General features: G+C 73.9%; 21 protein-coding genes. 13 read left to right on the top strand and 8 right to left on the bottom strand.

Annotation, left to right across the window (positions count from 1 at the left end):
- A partial coding sequence (locus tag GL263_RS06970) for a LysR substrate-binding domain-containing protein (protein WP_267132753.1) occupies nt 1-564 on the top strand: 564 nt, incomplete at its 5' end.
- Between the two features lie 164 nt (nt 565-728).
- Here GL263_RS06970 and GL263_RS06975 read toward each other — a convergent pair.
- The gene (locus GL263_RS06975) at nt 729-1,226 is read right to left on the bottom strand and encodes a Rieske (2Fe-2S) protein (protein ID WP_182854707.1); all 498 of its coding nucleotides are present in this window, start codon (nt 1,224-1,226) and stop codon (nt 729-731) included.
- A gap of 168 nt (nt 1,227-1,394) precedes the next feature.
- Between GL263_RS06975 and GL263_RS06980 the strand changes: the two genes are divergently transcribed.
- The 7 genes from GL263_RS06980 (at nt 1,395) to GL263_RS07010 (ending at nt 7,655) form a co-directional block, all read left to right on the top strand.
- Nucleotides 1,395-2,267, top strand: a complete 873-nt coding sequence (locus tag GL263_RS06980) for a HipA family kinase (protein WP_228456180.1) — start codon at nt 1,395-1,397, stop codon at nt 2,265-2,267.
- A complete protein-coding gene (locus GL263_RS06985) occupies nt 2,264-2,650 on the top strand; it encodes a DUF3037 domain-containing protein (RefSeq protein ID WP_182854708.1) in 387 nt (128 codons plus the stop codon). Before GL263_RS06980 ends, GL263_RS06985 begins: the two co-directional genes overlap by 4 nt.
- A gap of 114 nt (nt 2,651-2,764) precedes the next feature.
- Nucleotides 2,765-3,526: a 3-oxoacyl-ACP reductase FabG gene (fabG, locus tag GL263_RS06990; protein ID WP_182854709.1), complete on the top strand. Its 762-nt coding sequence runs from the start codon at nt 2,765-2,767 to the stop codon at nt 3,524-3,526.
- Between the two features lie 25 nt (nt 3,527-3,551).
- Complete coding sequence (locus GL263_RS06995) at nt 3,552-4,307, top strand: SDR family oxidoreductase (RefSeq protein ID WP_182854710.1); 756 nt, start codon at nt 3,552-3,554, stop codon at nt 4,305-4,307.
- A 283-nt stretch (nt 4,308-4,590) separates the two neighbouring features.
- On the top strand, nt 4,591-6,183 hold the full coding sequence (locus GL263_RS07000; protein ID WP_182854711.1) for an ABC transporter substrate-binding protein: 1,593 nt from the start codon (nt 4,591-4,593) through the stop codon (nt 6,181-6,183).
- Between the two features lie 76 nt (nt 6,184-6,259).
- Complete coding sequence (gene ung / locus GL263_RS07005; protein WP_182854723.1) at nt 6,260-6,931, top strand: uracil-DNA glycosylase; 672 nt, start codon at nt 6,260-6,262, stop codon at nt 6,929-6,931.
- Between the two features lie 226 nt (nt 6,932-7,157).
- The gene (locus tag GL263_RS07010) at nt 7,158-7,655 is read left to right on the top strand and encodes a hypothetical protein (protein WP_182854712.1); all 498 of its coding nucleotides are present in this window, start codon (nt 7,158-7,160) and stop codon (nt 7,653-7,655) included.
- 39 nt (nt 7,656-7,694) lie between these two features.
- On the opposite strand, the gene GL263_RS07015 is transcribed toward GL263_RS07010, so the two are convergent.
- On the bottom strand, nt 7,695-8,090 hold the full coding sequence (locus GL263_RS07015) for a TetR family transcriptional regulator C-terminal domain-containing protein (RefSeq protein WP_182854713.1): 396 nt from the start codon (nt 8,088-8,090) through the stop codon (nt 7,695-7,697).
- 180 nt (nt 8,091-8,270) lie between these two features.
- Between GL263_RS07015 and GL263_RS07020 the strand changes: the two genes are divergently transcribed.
- Entirely contained in the window at nt 8,271-9,170 is a 900-nt protein-coding gene (locus GL263_RS07020) for a Gfo/Idh/MocA family protein (RefSeq protein ID WP_182854714.1), read from the top strand.
- Here the strand turns inward: GL263_RS07020 and lnt are convergent.
- The 3 genes from lnt to GL263_RS07035 form a co-directional block, all read right to left on the bottom strand.
- Complete coding sequence (lnt, locus tag GL263_RS07025; RefSeq protein ID WP_182854715.1) at nt 9,148-10,680, bottom strand: apolipoprotein N-acyltransferase; 1,533 nt, start codon at nt 10,678-10,680, stop codon at nt 9,148-9,150. The two genes, GL263_RS07020 and lnt, sit on opposite strands and share 23 nt — an antisense overlap.
- A 105-nt stretch (nt 10,681-10,785) precedes the next feature.
- Entirely contained in the window at nt 10,786-11,673 is an 888-nt protein-coding gene (locus GL263_RS07030) for an undecaprenyl-diphosphate phosphatase (RefSeq protein WP_182854716.1), read from the bottom strand.
- A 54-nt stretch (nt 11,674-11,727) separates the two neighbouring features.
- A complete protein-coding gene (locus tag GL263_RS07035; RefSeq protein ID WP_182854717.1) occupies nt 11,728-12,471 on the bottom strand; it encodes a TVP38/TMEM64 family protein in 744 nt (247 codons plus the stop codon).
- 105 nt (nt 12,472-12,576) lie between these two features.
- Here GL263_RS07035 and GL263_RS07040 point away from each other — a divergent pair, with 105 nt between their 5' ends.
- Both GL263_RS07040 and GL263_RS07045 read left to right on the top strand, forming a co-directional pair.
- The gene (locus tag GL263_RS07040) at nt 12,577-13,413 is read left to right on the top strand and encodes a spermidine synthase (RefSeq protein WP_182854718.1); all 837 of its coding nucleotides are present in this window, start codon (nt 12,577-12,579) and stop codon (nt 13,411-13,413) included.
- A 54-nt stretch (nt 13,414-13,467) separates the two neighbouring features.
- Nucleotides 13,468-13,920 carry a DUF4442 domain-containing protein gene (locus GL263_RS07045; protein WP_182854719.1) on the top strand — a complete coding sequence of 151 codons (453 nt, stop codon included), beginning with the start codon at nt 13,468-13,470 and terminating at the stop codon, nt 13,918-13,920.
- A gap of 89 nt (nt 13,921-14,009) precedes the next feature.
- Here GL263_RS07045 and GL263_RS07050 read toward each other — a convergent pair whose 3' ends face one another.
- A complete protein-coding gene (locus GL263_RS07050; RefSeq protein WP_182854720.1) occupies nt 14,010-14,558 on the bottom strand; it encodes a gamma carbonic anhydrase family protein in 549 nt (182 codons plus the stop codon).
- A gap of 195 nt (nt 14,559-14,753) precedes the next feature.
- On the opposite strand from GL263_RS07050, the gene GL263_RS07055 reads away from it, so the two are divergent.
- Nucleotides 14,754-15,458, top strand: coding sequence for an acyltransferase (locus tag GL263_RS07055; protein WP_182854724.1), 705 nt, complete (start codon nt 14,754-14,756; stop codon nt 15,456-15,458).
- A 164-nt stretch (nt 15,459-15,622) separates the two neighbouring features.
- Here the strand turns inward: GL263_RS07055 and GL263_RS07060 are convergent, their stop codons facing one another.
- Nucleotides 15,623-16,489 (bottom strand): DMT family transporter, encoded by an 867-nt coding sequence (locus tag GL263_RS07060; protein ID WP_182854721.1) that lies wholly within the window; start codon nt 16,487-16,489, stop codon nt 15,623-15,625.
- 119 nt (nt 16,490-16,608) lie between these two features.
- On the opposite strand from GL263_RS07060, the gene GL263_RS07065 reads away from it, so the two are divergent.
- Nucleotides 16,609-17,178 carry a helix-turn-helix domain-containing protein gene (locus tag GL263_RS07065; RefSeq protein WP_182854725.1) on the top strand — a complete coding sequence of 190 codons (570 nt, stop codon included), beginning with the start codon at nt 16,609-16,611 and terminating at the stop codon, nt 17,176-17,178.
- 36 nt (nt 17,179-17,214) lie between these two features.
- Here GL263_RS07065 and GL263_RS07070 read toward each other — a convergent pair whose 3' ends face one another.
- Nucleotides 17,215-17,676 (bottom strand): CoA-binding protein, encoded by a 462-nt coding sequence (locus GL263_RS07070; RefSeq protein ID WP_182854722.1) that lies wholly within the window; start codon nt 17,674-17,676, stop codon nt 17,215-17,217.
- Between the last annotated feature and the right edge of the window lie 78 nt (nt 17,677-17,754).

The following is a 17,754-nucleotide window of genomic DNA, read 5'->3' on the forward strand; positions in this document are numbered from 1 at the left end:
GTACGGCTGTTGGAGGTGGAGCCGGAGGAGTCGGTACGCCGCCTGGGCCGGGGGGAACTCGATCTCGCGGTGGTACTCGACTGGTACAACCGCCCGCTGTCGGTGCCCGCCGGCATGGCCAAGCAGCCGCTGGCCGACGACGTCGTCGACGTCGCGGTGCCGGCGGACCACCGCTGCGCCGGGCGGGCCGAGGTCGACCTGGAGGACTTCGCGGACGACGACTGGGTGACCTGGCCTCCGGGCGAGTTCTGCCACGAGTGGCTGACGTTCACCCTGCGGGACCGGGGGATCGAGCCGCGGCTGGCGCACCGCGCGGCCGAGCACCACACCCAGCTGGCCCTGGTGGCCGCGGGGCTGGGCGTCGCCGTGGCGCCTCGTCTCGGCAGGGGAGCGGTGCCCGAGGGCGTGGCGATCGTGCCCGTGCGCCAGACCATCACCCGGCACGTCTACGCGCTGTGGCGACAGGACGCCGACCGCCGCCCCTCGATCCGGGCGGTCGTCGCCGCACTCGGCGAGGCGGCGGCACACCCGGCGCACGACACGGGCGCGGCCACCGCGCGCTGAGACCCGCTGAGAACCGCTGAGAGGGCGCCGCCGGGATGCCCGCTGAAAACACCCCGGCGGCGCACCGGCCGCGCGGCCCGGCCGTCACCGTCAAGGACCCGCCGCGCGGTCTGGCGCCCGACCCGGCAGCCCCCCAAGGCCCCGGGCCGGGCAGTCGAAGGAGCTCAGCCGAGCTTGATCGTGTTGCCGTCCACCGTGATCGACGCCGGCGGCAGCGGACGCTGCGCGGGCCCGGCGGTGACGCTGCCGTCGGCCACGCTGAACTTGCTGCCGTGGCAGGCGCAGTTGATCGTGCCTCCGCTCACCTCGCTCACCAGGCAGTTCTCATGCGTGCAGACGGCGGAGTACGCCTTGAAGTCGCCGTTGGTCGGTTGGGTGACGACCACCTTCTCGTCGCGGAAGACCTTGCCCTGGCCCACCGGGATGTCGGACGTGGGGCCGAGTTCGGCGCCGGCCTCGGCACCGGGCTGCTGCGGCGTGCCACCGGTCTCCGTGCCACCGGTCTCGGCGCCGCCGGTGCCGGTGCCGTTCTCCTGCTGGCCGTTCCCGCCGCCGTAGCCGGGCCCGGAGCCGCCCGATTCGCCACAGGCGGTGAGGGCGGCGGTGAGGCCGGCGGCTCCGGCGGCGAGGACGGCACGGCGCGAGGCGCTTGCTGCGGACATGAGGGGCCTTCCTGCTCTGGGACGTGCTGTCGTGTGTTCTGTGCGCGCTGCTGTGGGTACGTTCGGCAGGCAGTACGCGGCGGAGCACCGGGGCGTTCAACCGGCCGCGGACTTTCGGCGACGGATTTTCCCGCGCGCCCTCCACGCTGCCAGCCGTAACCTGTGGGGATGCTTTCCGAGATCACCGCCACGCGCTACGTCACACCGTTGCGCGAGGGCGGTTCGCTCCCGGGCCTCGTCGAAGCCGACGACCTGGGCACGTACGTGGTCAAGTTCACCGGGGCGGGGCAGGGGCGCCGGACCCTCGTCGCGGAGGTCGTGGCCGGCCGGCTGGCCGACGCGCTGGGGCTGCGGGTGCCGCGCCTGGCCGCCGTCCAGCTCGACCCGGTGATCGGGCTCGGCGAACCGGACCAGGAGGTCCAGGAACTCCTCAAGGCGAGCGGCGGGCTCAACCTCGGCATGGACTACCTGCCGGGATCCCTCGGCTTCGACCCGCTCGCGTACACCGTCGACCCTGTCGAGGCGGGCCGCGTGGTCTGGTTCGACGCGCTGATCAACAACGTCGACCGCTCCTGGCGCAACCCCAATCTGCTGGTCTGGCACGGCGACCTGTGGCTCATCGACCACGGCGCCAGCCTGATCTGGCAGCACAACTGGCCTTCCGCGCCGGCCGCCGCCGCCCGCCCCTACAACGCCTCCGACCACGTGCTCGCCCCCTTCGGCCCCGACCTGGCGGCCGCGCACGCGGCACTGGCGCCCCTGGTGACCGAGGAACTGCTGGCCGCCTGCGTCGCCGACGTGCCCGAGGAGTGGCTCGTCGACGAACCGGGCTTCGACGACGTCGCCGGCCTGCGCGCCGCGCACACCGCCACCCTGCTCAGCCGTGTGGACGGCCTCGCCGACCGCGTGGCGGTGGGGGAGCGCAGCGAGGACGCGCCGAGCCGGGCGCCCGGCTGGCTGACGCGGTGGCCGCACCGCACGGCGGAGCGAACGGAAGCGGAGCAGCGGCGCGGCGAGGCGCCGGAAGGCGGTCGGGTGTGAGCGGGAAGCGGGACGTCTTCGAGTACGCCCTGTTGCGGGTGGTGCCGCGTGTCGAACGCGGCGAGATGATCAACGCGGGGGTGGTCGTCTACTGCCGGGCGCGGTCCTACGTGTGCGCGCTCGTCCATCTGGACGAGCCGCGGTTGCGCGCGCTCGACCCGTCGGCGGACGTGGTCGGCGTGCGCGCCGCGCTGCACGCCGTCGAGCGGGTCTGCGCCGGCGGGCCGGAGGCGGGGCAGGCGGGCGGCGACGACGCCGGGCGGCGCTTCCGCTGGCTGGTCGCGCCGCGTTCCACGGTCGTGCAGCCGGGCCCGGTGCACACCGGCCTCACCGCCGATCCGCACGCGGAGGCCGAGCGCCTGTTGGAGTTGCTGGTGCGGTGACCTCCCGGCGGGCCGTTGACAGGGGGCGGGGCGGCTTCTAGCGTCACGACAGCCGAAGCTACTAAGCGGTTGCTCATTTCGCCGGAGACCTTCCAGGACTCAAGGAGAGGCACCATGTCCAGCACCGAACGCCGGGTCGCCATCGTCACGGGCGGAGCCCGCGGAATCGGGGCGGCCACGGCCGTCCGACTCGCCGAGGAGGGGCGCGCGGTCGCCGTCCTCGACCTCGACGAGGCCGCCTGCGCCGACACCGTCGACCAGATCACCAAGAGCGGCGGGCAGGCGCTGGCCGTCGGCTGCGACGTCTCCGACGCCGCCCAGGTCGAGTCGGCGGTGGCGCGTGTCGCCGACGGACTCGGCGCCCCGACCGTCCTGGTGAACAACGCCGGCGTCCTGCGCGACAACCTGCTGTTCAAGATGAGCGAGGCCGACTGGGACACCGTCATGAACGTGCACCTGCGCGGCGCGTTCCTGATGTCCAGGGCCTGCCAGAAGCACATGGTGGACGCCGGCTTCGGCCGGATCGTGTGCCTGTCCTCCAGCTCCGCGCTCGGCAACCGGGGCCAGGCCAACTACTCGGCGGCCAAGGCCGGCCTGCAGGGCCTCACCAAGACGCTGGCCAAGGAACTCGGCAAGTTCGGCGTCACCGCCAACGCCGTGGCGCCCGGCTTCATCGCCACCGACATGACGGCCGCCACCGCCGCCCGCGTCGGCATGGACTTCGAGGACTTCCAGACGGCCGCCGCCGGCGCCATCCCCGTCCAGCGGGTCGGCCGCCCCGAGGACGTGGCCGACGCCATCGCGTACTTCACCGGCGACCGCGCGGGCTTCGTCTCCGGTCAGGTGCTGTACGTGGCCGGCGGACCGCTCGACTGACCCGCGACGCGAGGGAGTGACACGCATGAGCGCACAGCACAGCGGCGAGGTCGCACTGGTCACCGGCGGCAGCCGGGGGATCGGCTACGGCGTCGCGGAGGCACTGGTGGCCCGCGGGGACCGGGTCTGCCTGACCGGCCGCAACGAGGAGCCGCTGAAGGAGGCGGTCGCGCGCCTCGGCGCGGACCGCGCGATGTACGTGGTCGGCAAGGCGCACGACGAGGCGCACCAGGCGGAGACCGTCGAGCGGGTCATGGCCGAGTGGGGCCGCCTGGACCACCTGGTCAACAACGCCGGCACCAACCCCGTCTTCGGCCCCATCGCCGAGGTGGACCTCGCGGTGGCCAGGAAGGTCTTCGAGACCAACGTGGTCTCCGCCCTCGGCTTCGCCCAGCGCACCTGGGCCGCCTGGCAGCGCGACAACGGCGGCACCATCGTCAACGTCGCCTCGGTCGCCGGCCTCAGCGCCTCGCCGTTCGTCGGGCCCTACGGCGTCAGCAAGGCGGCGCTGCTCAACCTCACCCAGCAGCTCGCCCACGAGTTCGCGCCGACGGTGCGGGTGAACGCGGTCGCCCCGGCGGTGGTGAAGACGAAGTTCGCCGCGGCGCTCTACGAGGGCCGGGAGCAGGAGGCGGCGGGTGGCTACCCGATGGGCAGGCTCGGCGTTCCCGAGGACGTCGCGGGCGCGGTCGCCTTCCTCTCCTCGCCGGCGGCCGGCTGGATCACCGGGCAGACGCTGGTCGTCGACGGTGGCCTCTTCCTGAACGCCGGGGTCGCCTGACCTCGGATCCGACCGTCGCGGACCCCTCGGCCCGCCCGCGGGCCGAGGGGTCCGTCGGAAGCGCGCCACATTGACCGTCGGCAACCGTTGAATCACGGGTTGAGCAGCCGATTCAGCTCTGGCGGGCGCTGCGGTAGGGTCTGCCTCGTTGTTGGCCCCGAGTCCGGGAACGGCCGCCGTGCGTGAGGCGCACGGCCCAGCGGCACCGGCCGAGCCGGCACGAAGCTTCCCTGTCGTTTCAGCATGTTCGGCATTGGTTCGTCGCCGATCGAGGAGTGTGCACGTGGTCAGCCGGAAGAGGCCTCTGAGGGCCGTGGCGGTTCTGTCGGCAGCGGCAGTGCTCGCCGGTTGCGGTTCGTTCTCGGGTGGCGGCGACGACGACAACCAGCCCATCAGGGTCGGCACCACCAGCGCGCCCAGCGTGCTCGACCCGGCCGGCGCGTGGGACGGCTCCTGGGAGCTGTACCGGAACGTCTACCAGTCGCTCCTGCACTTCCCAGGCTCCGGCGGCACCCCCGAGCCGGACGCGGCGAAGTCCTGCTCCTTCACCGACAACAAGAGCCAGGTCTACCGCTGCACGCTCCGCGAGGGGCTGGAGTTCACCAACGGCAACAAGCTGGACGCGGCCGCGGTCAAGCACTCCGTCGAGCGCATCCTGAAGATCAACTCGCCGGCCGGCCCGGCGCCGCTGCTGGAGAGCCTGGACCGAATAGAGACCACGGGGGACGACACCGTCGTCTTCCACCTCAGCAAGCCCACCGCGACCTTCCCGCTGGTGCTCGCGACCCCCGCCGGCTCCCTGGTGGACCCGGCCTCCTACCCCGCGGACAAGCTGCGCGAGGGCGACTCCGGGGGCGCGATCGTCGGCTCCGGCCAGTACAAGGTCAAGAACTACGAGGCCGGCAAGATCGCCGAGCTGGAGCGCAACGGCAAGTACCGGGGCGCGGCCAAGACGAAGAACGACGCCGTCACCATCCGCTACTTCGACGACTCCGGCAGCCTGGTGAAGGCGCTGGAGGACGAGGAGCTGGACCTCGCCTACCGGGGCCTGACCCCCGACCAGATCACCGACCTCGCCGGCCGCTCCGGCAGCAAGTCCTCGATCAAGGTGAACGAGATCGTCGGCACCGAGATCCGCTACCTGGTCTTCAACCCCGAGGACGACGCCGTCAAGAACCCGGCCGTCCGCGAGGCCGTCGCCCAGCTGATCGACCGCAAGGCCCTGGTGCGCAACGTCTACAAGCGCACCGCCGAACCGCTGTACTCGATGGTCCCCGGTGGCATCACCGGCCACACCAACGCCTTCTACGACCGCTACGGCGAGCCGAACCAGCGCAAGGCCAAGTCGGTCCTCCAGGCGGCCGGCATCAACGAACCGGTCGAGTTCACCCTCTGGTACACCACGGACCGCTACGGCGCCACGACCAAGTCGGAGTTCGAGGAGATCCAGCGCCAGCTCAACGGCTCGGGCCTGTTCAAGGTGGAGATAGAGGGCCGGCCCTGGAACGAGTTCCAGAAGGCGTACCAGGAGGGCACCTACCCGGCGTTCGGCCGCGGCTGGTTCGCCGACTTCCCGGACGCCGACAACTACATCGGCCCGTTCGTCGGCGAGAACAACGCGCTCGGCATCCCCTACGTCGACAGCAAGCTGACCGGCAGCATCCTGCCGGAGTCGCGCAAGGAGAGCGACCGCGCGACGGCCGGCAACACCCTCAAGGAGGCGCAGCGGCTGCTCGCCAGGGACGCCCGGCTGATACCGCTGTGGCAGGGCAACGTCCACATCGCCGCCTACGAGCACGTGGCCGGCGTGGAGTGGGCCATCGACGCCTCGACGATCATGCGCGTCGGCGAGCTGCACCGGAAGTCCAGCTGGTAGTCCCGTTGTCGGTGCCGACCGGTACGTTCTGACGTGTCATTATCAGACGTACCGGAGGTACCACGACGTGATCGACATGCTGCCCGGCTCCTGGCAGGACGTCCTCGGCGACGAGCTGACCAAGCCGTACTTCAAGGAACTCACCGAGTTCGTGGAGGCGGAGCGCGCGGCCGGCCCGGTCTTCCCGCCGCGTGAGGAGGTCTTCGCGGCCCTGGAGGCCACGCCGTTCGACCGCGTCAAGGTGCTGGTGCTCGGCCAGGACCCGTACCACGGCGAGGGGCAGGGCCACGGGCTGTGCTTCTCGGTGCGGCCGGGCGTGCGCACCCCGCCCTCGCTGCGGAACATCTTCAAGGAGATGCACGAGGAGCTGGGCCACCCGATCCCCGACAACGGCTATCTGATGCCCTGGGCCGAGCAGGGCGTGCTGCTGCTCAACGCGGTGCTCACCGTGCGCTCCGGCGAGGCCAACTCGCACAAGAACCGCGGCTGGGAGACGTTCACCGACGCCGTCATCCGGGCGGTCGCCGGGCGCGAGGACCCGGCGGTCTTTGTGCTGTGGGGCAACTACGCGAAGAAGAAGCTGCGCCTCATCGACACCGAGCGGCACGCCGTGGTGCAGGGCGCCCATCCCTCGCCGCTGTCCGCCAAGCGCTTCCTCGGCTCCCGGCCCTTCACCCAGATCAACGAGGCCGTCGCCGCACAGGGACACGAGCCGATCGACTGGCGCATCCCCGACCTGGGGCGCTGACCCGCCCGTCGCCGCGTCGCCGCGGGGCGGTGGCTGGAATCCGGGGCCCGTGTGGGGGAGCCGGCAGCGGAGTGCGGGGCGCCTGCCCGCCCGCGAGGCGGGGCGCGGCTAGCGTCGACGGCGGCGGCCACCCGGGCCGCCGCTCCCGACGCCGCCGGCGGGCCGCGGACAGGGCCGCGCCGCCGGCCGGGCCTTGAGGGGGCGCGAGCAGACGAAAGGTCAGTTGATGGCCGAGCCTCCCCGACCGGTCAAGGACGGTCTCGCCACCCGCATCGGGCAGGCGGTCATCCTGCACCGCGCCGGGGACCGGGAGGAGGCGCGGGCCCGCCTCGGCGCGATGTGGGCGGAGTTGCAGGGCGATCCCGCCGCGGCCGCCGCGCTCGCCCGCTGCACGGTCGCGCACTACCTCGCCGGCACCCAGGAGGACCCGTACGCCCGACTCCAGTGGCACCTGCGGGCGCTGTCGGCCGCCCGGGCGCTCCGGGAGGCCGCCGACGGCCGGACGGACGAGTCGTCCGCCGCGATGCGGGCCCTGTACCCGCTGCTCTGCCTCGGGCTCGCCGACGGCTACGCGGAGCTGGGGGAGCGTGCGGCCGCCCGACGTGAACTGGCCCGCGCGCGGGCGGCGTTGGCGACGCTGCCGGACGAGGGCCGGCGCGCCGACCTGCAGGCGGCCGCCGACCGGCTCGCCCACCGCCTCGGCCCCACCACGCCGCCGCGCTGAGCGTTCCCGCGCTGACGGCCTCCATGACCGCCCGCCGGCTCAGCCGCCGTCGTTCGCCGCGCGGCGGGTCCCGGCGGGCAGCATGGCGCCGAGCAGCTCCGTGAGGCCGGCGCGCAGCTGCTCGGGCGTGGGGCGGCGCCCGCTGTGGGAGCCGGCGGTCGAGCTGAACAGCACGCCGTCGCACCACGCGGTGAGCGAGTGCGCGTGCCGGTCCGGGTCAGGGGAGCCCGCCGCGGCCAGCAACGCGCTCAGCGGTCGCCGGAAGCCCACCTCGCCGGCTTTGTCGTAGCAGGCCCGCAGGGCCGGCCGGCGGGTCGCTTCCAGAACCAGCTCGTAGCGGGCGACCAGCAGCTCCCGGTGGTGGCTCAGGTAGTCGCCGAGGGCCTTCGCCACGGCGTCGGCGAGTCCGGCGACACCGACACCGGGGCCCGGCATGCCTTCGGGTGCCAGGACCTCCGTCAGCCGTTTCGGACCGCATCTCGCGCTGCGCGCGCTGGACGGCGTCGCCGACTGGTCCCCGCCCGGGACGGCATATCCTTCCCCCACGGCCGCGGGTCCGCCGGGGCACACCGGCGCCAGAGGCGCGGCCACGGACGACGGGTGAGGAGCGACAGGGTGAAGATCGGCGTGATCGGCCTCGGCGACATCGCGAGGAAGGCCTACCTGCCCGTCCTCACCACGCTCCCCGGAGCCGAACCGCACCTGCACACCCGCAGCGAGCGCACCCTGAAGGAGGTCGGCGACACCTACCGGGTACCGGCCGCCCACCGCCACGCCACCCTGGACGCGCTGCTCGCCCAGGGGCTGGACGCGGCGTTTGTGCACGCGCCCACCGAGGTGCACCCGCAGTTGGTGGGCCGGCTGCTCGAAGCCGGCGTGCCGACCTACGTGGACAAGCCGCTCGCGTACACGCTCACCGACTCCGCCCGGCTCGTCCACCTCGCCGAGGAGCGGGCGGTCCCGCTGGCCGTCGGCTTCAACCGCCGCTTCGCCCCGGGCTACGCGCAGTGCCTGGAGCACCCGCGCGAGTTGATCCTGATGCAGAAGCACCGCATCGGACTGCCCGAGCGGCCCCGCACGATGGTCTACGACGACTTCATCCACGTCGTCGACACCCTGCTCCACCTCGCCCCCGGCCCGGTGGACACGGTCGACGTGCGCCACCGGATGGTGGACGGACTGCTGCACCACGTCGTGCTGCAGCTCTCCGGCGACGGTTTCACCGCCGTCGGCATGATGAACCGGCTCTCGGGCTCCAACGAGGAGGTCCTGGAGGTCTCCGGGCAGGACAGCAAGCGGGAGGTCCGCAACCTGGCCGAGGTCGTCGACCACAAGGGCCAGCCCAGCGTCCGCCGCAGGGGCGACTGGGTTCCGGTGGCCCGTCAGCGGGGGATCGAGCAGGCGGTGACGGCCTTCCTCGACCAGGCCCGCGCCGGGCACGGCGGAGACCTCACCAACTCCCTGCCCACCCACGAACTCTGCGAACAGATCGTCACCGCGGTCGAGAGCGCGTGACACCCCGCCCGCTCCCGGACGGCCGCCGCCCGGCCGGGCGGCGGCGCGGCAGCGACCCCAGCACAAACCCGGCGACGACCGACGCCGCCACGCCCGGCACCCAGTCGCCGTACCGGACATAGGGGGTCCGCCCCTCCGCCAGCGGCACCCGGTAGACCTCCGCCGTCGAACGGTCGACCCCCAGCGAGGGCCCGAGCATGCGACCGGTGGGACCGTAGACGGCGCTGACGCCGGTCAACGTCGCGTGGACGACGGGACGTCCCGTCTCCGCCGCGCGCAACGCCCCGAGCGAGGCGTGCTGCTCCGGAGCCCAGCTCTCCTGGAAGCTGCTGGTCGCCGACTGGGCGACCAGCAGCCGCGCGCCGTGCCGGGCCAGCTGCCGGCTCATGTCGGGGAAGGCCGTCTCGAAGCAGACGAGCGGGCCGATCCCCAGACCCCGCTCGTCGACGAGGACCTGGGCGTCGCCGCGCCGCCGGTCCTCCTCGGCCGCGCGCCCCACGGACGTGGCCCAACCCAGCAGCGGCCGCAGCGGTACGTACTCGCCGAACGGCACCAGCCGCATCTTGTCGTACCGCTCCCCGGTCAGGCCGCGCCCGTCGACCAGCACGGAACTCTTGAAGATGCCCGGCCCGCCGGCCCGCCTCGCGTCCACGTTGACCAGCAGCGGCGCCTCCACGCGCGACGCGAGCGTCCGCAGCCGCTCCACCAGGTCCGGTCGGGCGTCGAGGTCGAAGCCCACACTGCTCTCGCCCCACACGACCAGATCCACCTCGCGCCCCGTGAGCCCGGCGGTGAGCGCGGCGGCCCGCTCGAACCGGGCGTCCGGGCCGGGCGTCAACCCCGGCTGCACCACGGCGATGCGGACCTCGGCCCCCTGCCGGGGCGGCTGCGCCCACCAGGTGGCGCCGGCCGTGAGCACCGCGACCGCCAGCAGCGCACCGCCCGCCGCCCGCCGCGCCGGCGGGGCGGTGAGCAGCAGGACCAGCGCGGTGTTGACGGCCACCACCAGCAGGCTCACCAACCACACGCCGCCCACCGAAGCCAGCCGCAGCGCCGGGCCGAACTGCCACTGCGAGGCGCCGAGCAGCGCCCACGGCCCGCCCAGGTACTCCCAGGAGCGCACCACCTCGATCAGGAGCCACCCGGACGGCAGCAGCACAACGGCGCCGACAGCCGTGGCACCGCGGGGTGCCCCGGCGAGCAGTCGGTGAGCCAGCCACCCCCAGGGCGCCCAGAGCAGACCGGTCAGGGCCGCCAGCGGGAGGAGGAAGACGTGCAGGCTGGGCATCAGCCAGTGGTGGGTGGCCAGGACAAAGCCGGTCCCGCCCAGCCAGCCGAGCAGCAGCGCGCCCCGCCCGCCGGGCGCCGACCGCAGGAGCAGCAGCCACGGTGCGAGCGCCGCCCACGCCAGCCACCACAGGCCGGGGGAGGGAAAGGCGGGGGCCGGCAGCGCTCCGGCGAGGAACGCGGCCCCCGCCAGCGGCGCCCGTTGTCGCGACAACCGCCTCATCAGCGCCTCCTCGCCACCGGTGTCACCAGTGTGCAAGGCGGCGCCGCCGCTGTCCCGGCCTTCGCGGAACCGGTGCCTCCGCCGGTACGAGCGGCCTGAGGGGAGCTAGCTGCCGTCCACTTCCGGTGCGCCGGCCATCGGGTCGAGCACGCCGACGCCCACGAGCAGCAGGATCACCACGCCCACCGCGATCCGGTACCAGACGAAGGGCATGAAGCTGCGGGTGGAGATCCAGTGCATGAACCAGGCGATCACCGCGTAGCCCACCAGACCGCCGACCACCGTGGCCAGGATCGTCGGGCCCCACGCCACCTGGCCGGTCTCGCCGCCGATCTCCTTCAGCTCGTACGCGCCCGAGCCCAGTACGGCGGGGATCGCCAGCAGGAACGAGTAGCGGGCGGCCGAGGCCCGGTCGTAGCCGAGGAACAGGCCGCCGGTCATCGTCACACCCGACCGCGACATGCCCGGCACCAGGGCGAGCGCCTGCCACAGACCGAAGAGCACGCCGTCGCGGACGTTCAGCTGCTCCAGGTTCTTGCGCGGCTTGCCGGCCCGGTGCCGTCCACCGCTCTCCGCCTGGGCGGCCAGCCGGTCGGCGACGCCCAGCGCGATGCCCAGCGCGATGAAGCTGAAGGCGATGAGCCGCAGGTCGCGGAAGGGCCCCTCGATATGGTCCTTGAACGTCACTCCCAGCACGGCGATGGGGATCGAGCCCACGATCACCAGCCAGCCCATGCGCGCGTCCAGCTCCCGACGGGCCTCCTTGCTCACCAGCGACCGCGCCCAGGAGGTGACGATGCGCGCGATGTCCTTGCGGAAGTAGATGAGGATCGCCAGCTCGGTGCCGATCTGCGAGACGGCGGTGAAGGCCGCGCCGGGGTCCGGCCAGCCCGCGCCGACCGCGATCAGCCGGATGTGGGCGCTGGAGGAGATCGGTAGGAACTCGGTGAGTCCCTGGACGACTCCGAGGATGAGGGACTGGAACCAGGACATGTCGGAGTGTGCTCGCCCTTGCGGTCGTTGGGAATGACGGGTGCTGAGGTTCGGTCAGATCGTATGGGCAGGCGCCCCGGCGCCGTCGGGCGACCCCGCGGCCGGTGCGGTCCCCCGCTCGAACGCGAGGTGGCGCCTGGCCGCGGCGGCGCCCAGCACGCCGGCCGCGGCCGCCAGCCCGAGCACGGCGAGGAACACCGGGGACACCGGCTCGCCCGCCCGGCTGCCGGCCAGCGCGTACACCAGGGTGTAGGGCAGGCCGCCGAGCGCGGTGGCCCCCAGGAACACCGGCCAGCGGACCCGGGAGAAGGAGGCGGCGTAGTTGGACGCGGCGAACGGCACACCGGGCAGCAGCCGGAGCAGCAGCACCGACCGGAAGCCGTGGTCGCTCAGTTGCCGGTCGACGGCGGCCAGCCGCCGCCCCCGCAGCAGCGGGCGCACGGCGTCGCGGCCGAGTGCGCGGCCGACGGCCAGGCACAGTCCCGCCCCGAGCACGGTGCCGGCCACCGCGGCGGCGACGCCCAGCGCGGAGCCGAACAGGGCGCCGGCGGCCAGCCCGAGCAGCGGCCGGGGAACAAACAGCGCGGCGGCCACCGCGTAGAGCAACGCGAACAGCGGCGCGGCGAGCCCGGTCGGCACGCTGTCCCCCCAGGTACCGCCGGTCAGCCACGCGTGCGGCTCGTACCAGGTGACGGCCGCCCACGCCGCCGCGAGCAGCGCGACCAGCAGACACAGCCGCCGCCACGCCCGTGGACCGGCGGCCGGCGGGCGTACGGGGTCGGAGGAAGGTGCGGGCACCGGGGGAGGGTAACCGATCGAGGTGACACGACGGCGTCCGGCGGGGCAGCGCGGCCTGCCCGGGGCGGTGCGCGCCACTTCCGGCCGCCGGGCGACAATCGTGGGGTGAACGAGCCGCTTCCCGTCGTCCGGACCGTCGGCCACGGCATCGCCAGACTGCTGCCCGACGTCGACCGGCGCCGGGCCTGGCTGCTGACCGTCGACGGCGCCCCGCAGTCCTACGTCGACCTCGACGACCCGGCGCACCTGGAGTTCGAGTACGCGCGGCGGCTGGCGCACGTGCTGGACTGCGCGCCGCCGGGGCCGCTGGAGGTGCTTCACCTGGGCGGCGGGGCGATGGCGCTGCCGCGCTACGCCGCGCGGACACGGCCCGGCTGCCGGCAGCAGGTCGTGGAGGCGGACGCCGCGCTGGTCGAGCTGGTCGCGGAGGTGCTGCCCCTGCCGGAAGGGGAACCGGTCACGGTGCGGACGGAGGACGCCCTGGCGGCGCTGGACTCCCTGCCCGCCGCCAGGGCGGACGTGCTGCTCGCCGACGTGTTCGCCGGGGCCCGGGTGCCCGGACATCTGACGACCGGCCGCTACGCCCGCGCCGCCGCCCGGGTGCTGCGCCCGGGCGGGACGTACGCGGCGAACCTCGCGGACGGCGCGCCCTTCGACTTCGTGCGCGGGCAGCTGGCCACCTTCCGCGAGGTGTTCGACCGGCTGTGCCTGCTCGCCGAGCCCGCCGTGCTCAAGGGCCGGCGGTTCGGGAACGTGGTGCTGGTCGGCTCGGCCGGCGAACTGCCGGTGGACGAGCTGGCCCGGCGGGCGGCGGCCGACGTCTTCCCGGCCCGGGTGCTGCACGGCGCGGCACTCACCGCGTTCATCGGCGACGCCCGGCCGGTCGTGGACGGCGAGGGCGTCTCACCCCGGCCGCCGGAGGGCGCGTTCCGGCTGCGCTGAACCCGCCGGCGGCGGGCCCTCCCCGACGAAGCTACTGGCTGGTAATGTTCGGGCATGTCAGAGAACCAGCCCTCGATCGGCGACATGCTGACGGCCTCCGTCCCGATGGTCGCCACCCTCAACCTCGAGTACGTCGAGACCGGCGCCGAGCGCGCCGTGCTCCGGCTGCCCGACCAGCCCGCCTACCACAACCACGTCGGCGGGCCGCACGCCGGCGCGATGTTCACCCTCGCCGAGTCCGCGAGCGGCGCGATCGTGCTCGCGGCGTTCGCCGGCGAGCTGGGCCGCGCGGTGCCGCTGGCCGTGCGCGCCGAGATCGCCTACAAGAAGCTGGCCATGGGCCCGGTCACCGCCACGGCCGAACTCGGCCGCCCGGCCGCCGAGGTGATCAAGGAGCTGGACGCGGGCGAGCGCCCGGAGTTCCCGGTCAACATCACGATCAACCGCGAGGACGGCGCCGTCACCGGCGAGATGACCATCGTGTGGACGCTGCGCCCCAACGGCTGAGACCTCCCGGCGGCAGGGCCGCCAGGTCGACGCCACGGCCCTTGGCGGACCGCGCCCCCGGCGGTCCGCCGAGGGCGGCGGCCCCGCGCTCAGGCGCCTTCCGCCCCGGTCTCCTCGACGGCGGCCCGGTGGGTGGCGGCGAGGTCCACGTACACCTCGCCGTTGAGCACCAGCCCCGCGCGCTCCTCCTCGGTGAGCTGCCGCCGCACCTTCGCCGGCACCCCGGCGACCAGCGAGCCGGGCGGCACCTGCATGCCCTGCGGCACCAGCGCCTGCGCGGCCACCAGCGAACCGGCCCCGATCCGGGCGCCGTTGAGGACCGTCGCGCCCATGCCGACCAGCGCGTCGTCCTCCACCGTGCAGCCGTGCAGCACCGCGTTGTGCCCGACCGAGACACCGCTGCCGACCCGCACCGGGAAGCCGGGGTCGGTGTGCACGGTGCAGTTGTCCTGGATGTTGCTGCCCGGGCCGATCTCGATCGGTTCGCAGTCGGCGCGCAGCACGGCCCCGTACCAGACGCTGGCGTCCTGGCGCAGCGTCACCTTGCCGACCACCGACGCCGTGGGCGCCACAAACGCCGTGTCGTCGATCTCCGGTCGGCCGCCGGCGACCGCCATCAGCCACGGTCCCTGTGTCATGTCCGTTCAACCTTCCGTGTGGCGTCCCGACTCTTCGCGCTCGCACGGTACGCCACCGGCGCGCGGGGCCCCACGGCGACCGTGGGGGAAAGATCACAGCCCGTGCGGGGACCGGTGCGCCACCCGGCGCACTACGGTGAACGGGTGGTCAGGCACAACCCGTTCCCCGCTCTCCTCTCCCGCGCCGTGCACCGGATGTGGCGCGTGGTGCAGGACGCCGGCGCCGTCACCGCGCGCCGCCCGGGCCCGCACGCCTTCCGGCGGATCGGAGCGGGCACCAGGCTCGCGTTCCCGCAGGGCACGATCTTCGGTGCCCCCTGGATCGAACTGGGGGACCACTGCGTGATCGGCGCCGAGGTCACCCTGACCGCCGGCATGATGCCCGACCTGGAACTCGGCCCGGACCCGGTGCTGACACTCGGCAACGGCGTGGTGCTCGGCCGGGGCAGCCATGTGGTGGCCGACGCCCGGGTGCGCATCGGCGACGACGTCTTCTTCGGCCCCTACTGCTACGTCACCTCCACGAACCACTCCTACGACGACCCGGCCGTCCCGGTCGGCAAGCAGTGGCCGCGCAGCGCGCCGGTGGAGATCGGCTCCGGCTGCTGGCTCGGCCACGGAGCCGTGGTGCTGCCGGGTGCCAGGCTCGGCCGCAACGTGGTGGTGGCGGCCGGCTCGGTCGTGCGCGGCGAGGTACCGGACCACGCCGTGGTGGCGGGCTCGCCGGCGCGTGTCGTGCGCCGCTGGGAGCCGGAGGCCGGCTGGCAGCCGCCGTTGCGGACGCCGCCGCCGGTGCCGGTGCCCGACGGGGTGACGCCCGAGCAGTTGGTGGCGCTCGGTGAGCTGACGGGGGGCGTGGAGGCTCCCCGCCCGGGCACACTGGGGTCAGGAGCCGAGTAGCCGGGGAGGTGACGGCGTGGACCCACGGGTGTGGCGCGTCGTGCTGGTGGTGATCGTCGTGCTCCAGGGCCTGGCACTGCTGGTGCTGGCGATCCAGCGGCTGTGAGGGATCCGGGCGGCGTCCGTTGGCCCGCTGTGTGCGCACGGGCCGCCGGGCGGGGGCCTCAGGCCGTCGCCAGCAGGACGGTGCCCGCCAGCGCGAGACCCGCGCCGAGCGCCTGGACGCGCTGCATGCGCTCGCGGAGGAAGCCGCGCGCGGCCAGCGACGTCACCACCGGGTAGAGGGAGGCCAGGACGGCCGCGACCGTGACCGGGCCGTTGCGGGCGGCGAGCGCGTAGGTCCCGTTGGCGGCGACGTCCGCCAGTCCGACCAGCGCCAGCGCGGGCAGCGCGCTCCGCAGCGCGGGCCGGCCGCCGGCCGGGAGCAGCGGGGCGCCCCGCAGCCCGCGTACCGCCAGCGCCGCGCCGCCGACCAGCACGTTCAGCAGCCGCTGCACGAACAGGGCGAGGAAGAGTCCGACAACGCTGGCCGAGGCGTGCTCGATCAGCGCCATCACCGTGCCGAAGCCGAACGCCGAGACGAGGGTGAGCAGTACGGTCTTCCGGGCGACCGGACTGCCGCCGGTACGCGGACCGCAGGCCAGCGCGACGCCGGTGACGGCCACCAGCACCCCGAGCCCCTGGGCCCAGCCGGGACGTTCGCCCAGCGACAGCCCGACGCCGATCGGGACGATGACCGCGCCCACCGCGCCGAGCGGGGAGACGACGCCCATCGGCCCGAGCGCCAACGCCTGGTAGAAGGCGAACATGGCCAGCGGGCCGACCACACCGGCGGCCACCGCGAACCACAGTCGCGGGCCCGCCTCGGCCAGTCCGCCGGTCGCCACCACCACCGCGCCGAGCACGGCGGCCGCCAGCACCTGGGAGACGACCACCACGGTGAGCGCGGGTATGCGGCGGGTGAGCAGGCCGCCACCGAAGTCCGCGAGGCCCCACATCAGGCTCGTGGCGAGTGCCAGAACGGCGGTCATGGGAGAAGGACCTCGCAGTACAGTGTGATGGACTTCGAACAGGACCACACCGTAGTGCATGGCAGTGAACCCTGTCATGCAGAATACTGGACCATCTGTGCCCGGGGGTTGTGACCGCAGTGACCGATCTCGAACAGCTCACGCAGGCGATGGCCCGCAACCTCAAGCGGCTCCGCACCGAACGGGGCTTCACCCTCGACGCGCTGGCAGCCCGCGCCGGGGTGAGCCGGGGCATGCTGATCCAGATCGAACAGGCCCGCACCAATCCGAGCGTCGGCACGGTGGTGAAGGTCGCCGACGCGCTCGGTGCCAGCATCACCACCCTGCTCGACTACGACCAGGGACCGCAGGTGCGCCTCGTGCCGCCGGACCAGGCCGTCCGGCTCTGGAGCACGGACGCCGGCAGCCACAGCACCCTGCTCGTCGGCGCGGAGTCGCCCGGCCCGCTGGAGCTGTGGGAGTGGCGGCTGATGCCCGGTGACCACAGCGACTCCGACCCCCACCCCGCCGGCACCACGGAACTCGTCCACGTCCGCCGGGGCACCCTCGTGCTCACCGTGGACGGCGCCGAGCAACAGGTGCCCGCCGGCACGTCGGCGGCCTTCGCGTCACACGTCCCGCACGGCTACCGCAACAACGGGCCCGACCCCGTCGACATGATCATGGCCGTCTCGGTGCCCGCCCCCTGACGTCGGGCCCCGGGGCACGCCGATCTCGGCGCCGACTCAGCCGAGGCGGGGTATCTCGATGGCCGGGCAGCGGTCCATCACCATGTCCAGCCCGGCGGCCCTCGTCCGCGCGTACGCCTCCCGGTCGACCACGCCCAGCTGGAACCAGACCGCCTTGGCACCCACCGCCACCGCCTGGTCCGCCACCGCACCGGCCAGTGAGGAGTTCACGAACACGTCCACCACGTCCACCGGGAAGGGGATGTCCGCGAGCCGCGGGTAACCCGCCTCGCCGGCCACCGTCTCCGCCTTCGGGTGCACGGGCACCACCCGCTTCCCGAAGCGGCGCAGTACCTGCGCCACGCCGTACGCCGCCCGGCCGGTGTTGTTCGACAGACCGACCACCGCCCAGGTGTCGCCCGCCTCGGTGAGCACCCGGCGGATCGTCTCCCACTCCCGCTCGGGCCCGTCGACCCCGGCGGCCCGATCGTCCTGCCGGCTCCACTGCTGTCCGCTCATGGCCGTCTCAACACACCGTCGTCCGCCCGCATTCCCGTGCGCCCCGCCGTCCCCGCCCACCCGCGGGTGTCCTCCCGC

Source organism: Streptomyces durbertensis (genome assembly GCF_014156695.1).
Lineage (GTDB): Bacteria > Actinomycetota > Actinomycetes > Streptomycetales > Streptomycetaceae > Streptomyces > Streptomyces durbertensis.

Excerpts from the sequence above, each read along its gene's own strand:
- lnt (WP_182854715.1), bottom strand. The coding sequence starts at position 10,680 with ATGAGGCGGTTGTCGCGACAACGGGCGCCGCTGGCGGGGGCCGCGTTC.
- GL263_RS07060 (WP_182854721.1), bottom strand. The coding sequence starts at position 16,489 with ATGACCGCCGTTCTGGCACTCGCCACGAGCCTGATGTGGGGCCTCGCG.
- GL263_RS07050 (WP_182854720.1), bottom strand. The coding sequence starts at position 14,558 with ATGACACAGGGACCGTGGCTGATGGCGGTCGCCGGCGGCCGACCGGAG.
- fabG (WP_182854709.1), top strand. The coding sequence starts at position 2,765 with ATGTCCAGCACCGAACGCCGGGTCGCCATCGTCACGGGCGGAGCCCGC.
- ung (WP_182854723.1), top strand. The coding sequence starts at position 6,260 with ATGCTGCCCGGCTCCTGGCAGGACGTCCTCGGCGACGAGCTGACCAAG.
- GL263_RS07045 (WP_182854719.1), top strand. The coding sequence starts at position 13,468 with ATGTCAGAGAACCAGCCCTCGATCGGCGACATGCTGACGGCCTCCGTC.
- GL263_RS07015 (WP_182854713.1), bottom strand. The coding sequence starts at position 8,090 with ATGCCGGGCCCCGGTGTCGGTGTCGCCGGACTCGCCGACGCCGTGGCG.
- GL263_RS06980 (WP_228456180.1), top strand. The coding sequence starts at position 1,395 with ATGCTTTCCGAGATCACCGCCACGCGCTACGTCACACCGTTGCGCGAG.
- GL263_RS06975 (WP_182854707.1), bottom strand. The coding sequence starts at position 1,226 with ATGTCCGCAGCAAGCGCCTCGCGCCGTGCCGTCCTCGCCGCCGGAGCC.
- GL263_RS07030 (WP_182854716.1), bottom strand. The coding sequence starts at position 11,673 with ATGTCCTGGTTCCAGTCCCTCATCCTCGGAGTCGTCCAGGGACTCACC.
- GL263_RS07070 (WP_182854722.1), bottom strand. The coding sequence starts at position 17,676 with ATGAGCGGACAGCAGTGGAGCCGGCAGGACGATCGGGCCGCCGGGGTC.
- GL263_RS07010 (WP_182854712.1), top strand. The coding sequence starts at position 7,158 with ATGGCCGAGCCTCCCCGACCGGTCAAGGACGGTCTCGCCACCCGCATC.
- GL263_RS07055 (WP_182854724.1), top strand. The coding sequence starts at position 14,754 with ATGTGGCGCGTGGTGCAGGACGCCGGCGCCGTCACCGCGCGCCGCCCG.
- GL263_RS06995 (WP_182854710.1), top strand. The coding sequence starts at position 3,552 with ATGAGCGCACAGCACAGCGGCGAGGTCGCACTGGTCACCGGCGGCAGC.